The sequence below is a fragment of the Dolichospermum sp. UHCC 0259 genome (genome assembly GCF_009711935.1).
Classification (GTDB): Bacteria; Cyanobacteriota; Cyanobacteriia; order Cyanobacteriales; family Nostocaceae; genus Dolichospermum.
The window spans coordinates 1-8,691 of record NZ_VIKX01000102.1; the positions used below are offsets into that span (position 1 = coordinate 1).

General features: G+C 39.7%; 5 protein-coding genes. 4 read left to right on the plus strand and 1 reads right to left on the minus strand.

All coding sequences use genetic code 11. The features are described from left to right. Positions 1-188 precede the first annotated feature (188 nt). A complete protein-coding gene (locus FJR05_RS07900) occupies positions 189-845 on the minus strand; it encodes a riboflavin synthase (protein ID WP_168643608.1) in 657 nt (218 codons plus the stop codon). A gap of 400 nt (positions 846-1,245) precedes the next feature. On the opposite strand from FJR05_RS07900, the gene FJR05_RS07905 reads away from it, so the two are divergent. The 4 genes from FJR05_RS07905 (at position 1,246) to FJR05_RS07920 (ending at position 8,640) form a co-directional block, all read left to right on the plus strand. Beyond that, entirely contained in the window at positions 1,246-1,743 is a 498-nt protein-coding gene (locus FJR05_RS07905; protein ID WP_168643609.1) for a bifunctional nuclease family protein, read from the plus strand. 396 nt (positions 1,744-2,139) lie between these two features. Then, on the plus strand, positions 2,140-6,258 hold the full coding sequence (locus FJR05_RS07910; protein WP_168643610.1) for an ATP-binding protein: 4,119 nt from the start codon (positions 2,140-2,142) through the stop codon (positions 6,256-6,258). Between the two features lie 469 nt (positions 6,259-6,727). Then, positions 6,728-8,056, plus strand: a complete 1,329-nt coding sequence (locus FJR05_RS07915) for a glycoside hydrolase family 10 protein (RefSeq protein ID WP_168643611.1) — start codon at positions 6,728-6,730, stop codon at positions 8,054-8,056. A 212-nt stretch (positions 8,057-8,268) separates the two neighbouring features. Beyond that, a complete protein-coding gene (locus FJR05_RS07920) occupies positions 8,269-8,640 on the plus strand; it encodes a helix-turn-helix domain-containing protein (RefSeq protein ID WP_168643612.1) in 372 nt (123 codons plus the stop codon). The last annotated feature ends 51 nt before the right edge of the window (positions 8,641-8,691 follow it).

Below are 8,691 nucleotides of genomic sequence, written 5' to 3' on the forward strand. Positions count from 1 at the left end.
GGGGAGCGGGGGAGTAGGGGAGTAGGGGGAGTAGGGGAGTAGGGGAGTAGGGGAGTAGGGGAGTAGGGGAGTAGGGGAGTAGGGGAGAAATTTCTTTCTTCTTTCTTCCTCCTGACTCCTGACTGGGCGCAGGCCCTGCGCCCCTACCTGGTCACTGAGCGAAGCCGAAGTGCTGACTCCTATTCCTCTTACAAATATCCGTTTTCTGCTAGGAAGGCGGTTGTAATTTCTTCTTGTTGGTGATTATTTCCAGGAGTTAGGAATTTTTCTACGTATTTGCCGAGGATGTCTCCTTCTAAGTTTACCCAACTTCCTGCGACTAAATGACTGAGATTGGTTTCGCTGTAGGTTAGGGGAATGACGGCGACTGTAAATTGAGATGATTCTGATTTGTATGCAGCGACGGTGAGGCTGATACCATTGACGGCAATGCTACCTTTAGGAACTATATAACGAGCGATCGCTTGTGGGGCAACAAAGGTCATTTCCCACGAACTAGCTGTTTGTTCAGATGTGATTAACTGACCAATTCCATCTACATGACCCATGACAAAATGACCGCCGACTTTACCACCTACCCGCAGGGACGGTTCTAAGTTGACGAATCTTTGTTGAGTTTCTTCTTGACCCAATGTGGTGCGGCGGAGGGTTTCCGGTGAAGCGGTGGCAATAAACCCATCTTTTAAGATTTCTTCAACTGTCAGACACACGCCATCTACCGCCACACTATCACCATAGGCTAAGTCCTGAATGAGCATCTTTGACTGATGCAGATAACTAATCTGCCACAAATCTCCCATTAAGGGTTTTATCGTTCCCAAACCTTGAATTAATCCTGTAAACACAGCTTTTCCAAAACTAATTTTATTTATTCCCTAATTTTGGCGGAAATTAACTAATAATTCTGGGAAAAAATGTAAAGCTTTCCCATTTTAATTTCTTTCCCAATTTTGGTAAATGAATATTAACATATTAACATCAATCCCCAGGCATACTTGAATCGGAGGATTAAAGAAGGATAAAATATGAAGGATAAATAAATTAGTTGTTAAGATGGTGTGAAATTAGTTTATTTATACCTAATTGTTAGTACACCACGGGGACTGTCAAACAACCCTTAAAAATTCCTAAAAAGCTTGTTTAGGTTGCTTTTTTTAATTTTTGATTCTTAATTTTTAATTTGATGAAGAGTGTATTATCTGTTACAGATTTCCAGGCGATTAAAGAACTTTAGAGGCTGAACCAATGATAGAAATGAAAGTCGCTGGTATAGCATTAGATGCAATCACCCGCAGCCCAATTGTACTTTTGAAGGATGGTTCAGATCGTCGTGCTTTGCCTATTTATATAGGTCAAGAACAGGCAAGAGCAATTATGGGGGCAATGGAAAATCAAAAGCCGCCTCGACCTTTAACCCACGATTTGATTGTGAATATGCTAGAAACATGGAATATGACTTTGGATAAAGTTATTATTCATACTTTGCAGAAAGATACTTTTTATGCGGCGTTGATTCTTCAGCAAGGGGATGTCAAAAAAGAAATTGATGCTCGTCCGAGTGATGCGATCGCTATAGCTCTCCGTACAAATACTCCTATCTGGGTCATGGAAGAAGTAGTAGCTGATGCTTCTATTCCCGTAGATCGTGATGCTGATGAGGCGGAACAGGAAGCTTTCCGGGAATTTATTTCTAATCTCCGTCCTGAGGATTTAATTAAGCGATTTGGTAATGGTGACAGCTAAATAAGTGTTGATTAATGATAACTGGGTTATAACTGCTGAGAATGAAGAAAAATAAGAAAATAGCAAAAAAGTTAAATTTCCTATATTTTTTCCTCAGACTCAGCAATCATAACAATTTTAGATATTCTGTCATCTTCATAGTTGCTTATTTAAAATTTCTAACAACAATGATAAATACAATACAATCAAGAATTAAAAAATATGCCCTCAGATAGATTTTTCTCAAGATTGTGATTCTAGATATTAATAGAGAAGTATTATAAAAAACATAAGTGATATTGCAATTAAACCTAAAAAATAGATAAAATTATTCAGCTTAATTATAAGAGTAACTTTTTACAAAATTTGATCAAAAGTCTGTTGTTTCCATAGCTAGGTAAGGGTGCAATAATCTCAATGTTAAATATTAATTATTGGAGGATCAGAAATTTACTAAAAATACCAGCAAAGTTAGTAGTGGTAAAAGCTACCAGTGCGATGCCTTTGGCGAGCGCAGCTATCGCTATTTTCGTGGGTAGCTTGGGACTACTAGGCTGGTATTTTGACATTGAAATTCTCAAACTGGGTTTTCCTGGTAGTCCTGCGACAATGAAAGCAAATACAGCATTATGTTTTTTGCTATCTGGATTATCCCTGTGGCTATCCCAAATCATGGCGGTTCAGAGGTCAAGTTTAGGAGAAACCAGGCGTATTCTTTACTTGAGGATTTCTCAAGTTTGTGCTGTAACAGTAGCCGGAATTGGATTACTAACAATTATTCAATATTTGTTTGGCTGGAATTTCGGGATTGATGAACTGTTATTTCGAGACTCAACAATAGTGGTGACGACATTTAGCCCTGGACGCATGGGGATTAACACCGCACTAAGTTTTTCACTGATTGGTTTAGCTCTACATCTAATTATTCAGCCAAGAAGACAGCGTAGCTATTGGGTTGCCCAAATTTTCACGATTATAACTGCTTTGATTTCCTTCCATTCGGTCATAGGATATGCTTACAAAGAGCAAATTTTCTATAGTCTTGTCGCATACGCAAGATCAATGGCATTGCATACGGCAGTGACTTTAATGTTACCATGTATCGGCATTCTGGGGGCGAGTTCAAAGCAGGGGTTAATGCGCGTCATAACTAATGATAGCTATGGTGGTGTAATAGCGCGGCGGTTATTATTCCCAGCAATAATTATCCCTTTTGTAGTGGGTTGGTTAATACTTAGCGGTCAACGGGCAATGCTATACGATCCAGGCTTTGCTATTTCGCTGTTTGCTATTGTTTTAATTATAGTTTTTAGCTGTTTAGTTTGGCAAAGTGCGCTGGTAATTGATCGCCTGACTCGTCAACGCTATCGCGCCGAAGAAGCATTAAAAATGAACGAAGAGAAACTACAAAGTTTTGTCAACGCTAACATTATTGGGATTTTATTTGGTGACGTTTATGGTGGCATTGAACAAGGAAACGACGAATTTCTGAGAATAGTTGGTTATACACAAGAGGATATATTAGCTGGCAGGATAAACTGGCTGCATCTGACACCACCAGAATATTTAGATTTTGATGAACAAGTAACCGCTCAAGCCCAGTCTAGTGCGAATGGTACTTGTGTACCATTTAAAAAAGAATATATTCGCAAAGATGGGAGTCGTGTTCCGGTGTTGGTTGGTTTTGTGTTAGTGGGAGAAAAACGGGAGAAATCAGTAGCGTTTATCCTGGATTTAACTGAACAGCAAGCAGCAGTGACAGAACTCCAGAAAAGTGAGAAGAAAATTCTCAAACTCAACCAAAAATTACGGCGACGAGTCACCGAATTACAAACTTTGTTGGACATGATTCCTATTGATATTGGCATAGCGAAAGATCCAGAATGTCAAACTATTAAAATGAATCCGGCTTTTGCCAAGCTACTGAAAATGCCGTTTGATCAAAATGCCTCCCTTTCTGCTCCTGTGGGTGAAAGACCAACAACATTTAAAATTTTCCGTGAGGGTAGAGAACTGACTGAAAAAGAACTGTCCATGCAGTATGCTGCGGCTCATGGTGTGGAAATTTTGGATTCTGAAGTTGATGTTATCTATGATGATGGCACTGTTGTCAATTTGCTGGAATATGTTGTGCCGCTATTTGATGAAGATGGTAAATCTAGAGGCTGTATCGGGGCATTTTTAGATATTACAGAACGGAAGCAGTCTGAAAAATTGCTGCGAAATCACCAAGAATGGCTAGAATATATCCTTAACTGGATGCCGATTCCCATGATATTGATTGAGCCAGAAACGGCACGAGTAACATTTGCTAATCAAGCTGCTGATAAATTAGCTGGGGGTGAATTTCCTAAAAACAAACCAGCAGAAGAATATCACACTGTTTATTATTGTACTGATGCCGCAGGCGATCGCATCCCTAATGAACAAATGCCGGGGGTGCGGGTGGCGCGTGGGGAAAGTTTGGCAGGAGTTGAGCTAGACTGGCATAACTCTGGAGGTATTCGCTCTCTCCTCATCTATTCTGACACTCTGCCAGCCATACATGGTTATCCAAAAACCTGTATCATGACTTTGCAAAATGTTACTGAACTTAAACAAGTAGAAAAAGACCTGTTATCAGGCTATGAGAATCTCCAGCTACTATTTAATACAGCTAACAGTCTCCTATCTAGCCAAGAACCAGTGGACTTAATTGATGGTGTTTTTCGAGAACTGGCAGAGCAGATTGATTTGGATGTTTATTTTAACTATGTGGTTATAGGAAACTCTCCGGTGATTAGGTTAGCTTCTTACACAGGTGTTTCCGAGGAACTGGCTCAGGAAATTGAAATACTAGAGTTTGGCCAAGCAGTGTGCGGTACTGTCGCTCTGACGCAGCAACCAATTGTTTTAGATCATATCAACCAATCTACCGATCCAATAACACAGTTAATTCGCGCTCAGGGAATTACAGCTTTTTATGCTTATCCGTTAATCGCTCAGGGGCGGCTGGTTGGAACTCTTTCTTTTGGTAGCCGGAGTCTGTTTCAATTCAATGAAAATCAAAGGGCAATGATGCAAGCTGTATGTGAGCAAGTGGCGATCGCTATAGATAGAGCTAATTTGATCACTTCTTTGCAGACACAAACTGAGCAATTACGGGAAGCTAACCGGATGAAGGATGAGTTTCTGGCAATTTTATCCCATGAATTGCGATCGCCTCTCAATGCTATAGTCGGCTGGTCTCATCTGTTACGTAACCGTAAATTTAGCGAAGATCAGATAGCACAGGGACTAGAAACTATTGAGCGCAATGCCAAAAAGCAAAACCAGCTAATTGATGATCTGTTGGATATTTCTCGCATCGTCAGAGGCAAATTAAAGTTTAATCCTCGGACTTGCGATTTAGTTCCCATTATTAACTCAGCCATTGAAACTGTCTCCCTAGCCGCTCAAGCTAAGGAAATCAATTTGCACTTTTACCCCTACTCTGGTGAATCGTGGGAGTCACGAGAGGAAACAAGTCCGTTTTTGCTCTCAGCCTCTTCAGTGATTGTTTCCGGTGATTCTGACCGATTGCAACAGATTATTTGGAATTTGTTAACCAACGCTATCAAGTTCACATCCCCAGGCGGTAATGTGGAAATTAGGCTGAATAAAATTACTATTGACAACCCAGAGTTAAAAAATAGCAGGGAAGCAGAGGGGAACAGGAGCAGAGGAGAAGAAATTACATCAGTAATTTTACAGGCGGAAGGGAGTAATTATCAACAACTACCATTGAGAAAATATGCTCAAATCCAAGTAATTGATAATGGTGTTGGGATTAGTGCTGATTTTCTCCCCTACGTTTTTGATCGCTTTCGTCAAGCTGATAGTTCCAGCACGAGGTCTTATGGTGGACTAGGACTAGGATTGTCACTCGTGCGGCATTTAACAGAACTACATGGTGGTACTGTTCATGTAGAAAGTTTAGGTGAACATCAAGGATCAATATTTACAGTCAATCTACCACTCCTAGAAGAAAGCAGAAATACCGAAACGCAAAAGTATAGAGAAAAAACCGAAAAATCTGCCTCTGTCTTTCTGGATTCTGCCACCTTTTTGCCAATACTTGAGGGCATAAAAGTATTAGTCGTAGATGATGAAGCTGATAGCCGTGAATTTATTTCTACGGTACTGGAAGAATGCCAAGCGGAAGTTAAAGTAGTGTCATCAGCGCAAGAAGCATTACAGATGCTTACCCAATGGACACCAGATGTTTTAATTAGTGATATTGGGATGCCAGAAGAAGATGGTTATTCTTTAATTCGTAAAGTGCGATCTGCTGAAAGCAGCAGCGCTAGTTCCCTCCGGGACGCTCCGCGAACGCTATCTTTATCCCCTGAAAAGAGCAGAAATATTCCCGCAGCCGCATTAACAGCTTATGCTGGGGTAGAAGACCGAATGCGAGCTATACAGGCAGGTTTTGAGCTACATTTGCCTAAACCCATTGAACCAGCGGAATTAGCCACAGTAGTCGCTAGTCTGGTGAAACGCAATTTGCTATACTAAAAACGGTTGAGACATGGACTTTTGTAAAATCACGAAAACCCCAGATTTGTAGGGGTTTATCACTGCTAAACCCCTACCCGGAGAATCAAGTAATTAAGCCGTGTTGAGTATAAATCGGGATTTATAACCGTCAACCTTAGAGGGTGTTTGAAAACTTTTTCGTGTGGGATCTGACACCCGCAGATCCCCATAAATCCCCCTTTTTAAGGGGGACTTTGAGGAATTTAGCTCCCCTTTTTAAGGGGAGTTGGGGGGATCTCGATTAATTCTGATACTTTTCAAACATCCTCTTAATTTCTAGATTTAACTGCACCGAATTGAGATATAATTCGTTATCAATTAATAAAGCTCAAAAATTTATTTTTGCTGGTATTCAGTAGAAAAATTTTGCAAAACAGGCACTACTTTTGATTAAATACGTCAAATATCTTGAATTTATTCCATATCATTGCCATAATTGCAAATTAAAATGAAATTCAATTTCCATCAATTTGGTTCTCAGAAATTACTTAAAAAGTTATTTCTGCCTTTGTTTTTAATTTCCTTACTCATAGTTTTATGGGGAAACACCTTTACACCTGCTACCGCACAACCAGCATCAGATCAAGAAATTCGTGGTGTGTGGATGACAAATAATGATCTCGATATTCTTAAAGATAGGACTAAAGTTCAGGAAGCAGTCACAAAACTGCAACAACTCAATTTTAACACTATCTATCCCGTAGTTTGGAATTCTGGTTATGTCATGTATCCTAGTCAAGTCGCCAAACGTCTAGAAATCCAACCATTTGTATTTCAAGGCTTAGATGGACATGATATTCTTGCCGATTTAATTGATAAAGCCCATCGGCAAAATTTACTAGTAATTCCTTGGTTTGAATTTGGGTTTATGACTCCTCCCAGTTCAGAATTAGCCATGAATAAACCAGAATGGTTAACACGAAAAAAAGATGGTACGCAAACATCTATTAGTGCCGGCGGAGAGGTTTCATGGTTAAATCCATTTCATCCCCAAGTCCAACAGTTTATTAGCGATTTGCTAGTAGAACTGACTCAGAAATATAATCTTGATGGTATTCAGTTTGATGACCACATGAGTTTACCTTATGAATTTGGCTACGATAAATATACAGTTGCCTTATATCAACAAGAAACCAAAAAAACGCCACCAAGTGATCCTCAAAACCCAGAATGGGTAAATTGGCGGGCAAATAAAATTACAGAATTTATGGTGAGACTGAATCAAACAGTTAAACAGATCAAACCGAAAATGATTTTCTCTGTCTCACCTAATTACTATAATCATGCCTATAAATTTCAACTCCAAGATTGGTTGAACTGGGTACGATTAGACATAGTAGATGAGTTAATTGTACAAGTTTATAGGGAAAACTTAGGTCATTTTGTTGACAAGTTGTCCCGTCCAGAAATGGAAGAAGTAAAACAAAAAATTCCTGCGGGAATCGGTGTTATGGCAGGTTTAAGAACTAAACCAGTATCAATGCAACAAATTCAATCTCAAGTCCGTGCCGCCCAACAACGGGGTCTGGGTGTGGCTTTTTTCTATTATGAAAGTCTTTGGAATACTGAACAAGGGGGCTTAACAGAACGTTTGGCTGGATTTAAAAGTTTATTTCCATCTCCTGCATTCCGAACGGCTTTAGAGTCAAGAAGATGGGAAAGAAAAGTAGAATCAACGCCAAGGGAAATAAAAGTAGAGTCAACACCAGGGGAAACACAAGTAGAGTCAATACCAGAAGAAACGAACCTCACTGTTACTGACCAAATACCATTTTAGTCTCTGAACGTAGAAATCAGAATTTAGGATTTACGCATTGACAAGATTCTCCAAATATGTAACGTGAATTTTATCCCTTGTAGGGTGCGTCAGATATCAACAATCTGGTTATTTGCAGGATTTATGCCGTCTGACGCACCCTACCAATGTGCCAGTTGCGTAAGTCCTGTCTTTAATTTTTCTCTGTTTTATTACCAGTTAAAGTTTCAACCATGAACAGTGAATTACAATTACATGATAAAGCGACTTGTGAGGTAGAAACTACTATTAAAGTCATCGGTGGACGTTGGAAGGTATTGATAATTAGAGAATTAATTTTTGGAGTCAAACGGTTTGGAGAATTACAACGTTCTTTAAATGGAATTACCCAAAAAGTGCTTACCCAGCAACTTCGAGAACTGGAAACTGATGGGATTATACATCGAGAAGTCTACCCACAAATTCCCCCTAAAGTAGAATATTCCCTCACCCCTTTAGGTGAAAGTTTAAAACCTATTCTTTATGCAATGCACGAATGGGCAATTAATCATTTAAGTAAGGGTAGCTCCCCCGTTCCTACCCCTATGTTTGAGGCAAAAGACTGACAGGGGGACAAGAAGCAGAAAAAGCTTATGTAGTAGGAGATACAGAATGTG

What these genes read in the sequence shown, in the direction of transcription:
- FJR05_RS07905 (WP_168643609.1), top strand. Translation starts at nt 1,246, where the DNA reads ATGATAGAAATGAAAGTCGCTGGTATAGCATTAGATGCAATCACCCGC.
- FJR05_RS07910 (WP_168643610.1), top strand. Translation starts at nt 2,140, where the DNA reads ATGTTAAATATTAATTATTGGAGGATCAGAAATTTACTAAAAATACCA.
- FJR05_RS07915 (WP_168643611.1), top strand. Translation starts at nt 6,728, where the DNA reads ATGAAATTCAATTTCCATCAATTTGGTTCTCAGAAATTACTTAAAAAG.
- FJR05_RS07920 (WP_168643612.1), top strand. Translation starts at nt 8,269, where the DNA reads ATGAACAGTGAATTACAATTACATGATAAAGCGACTTGTGAGGTAGAA.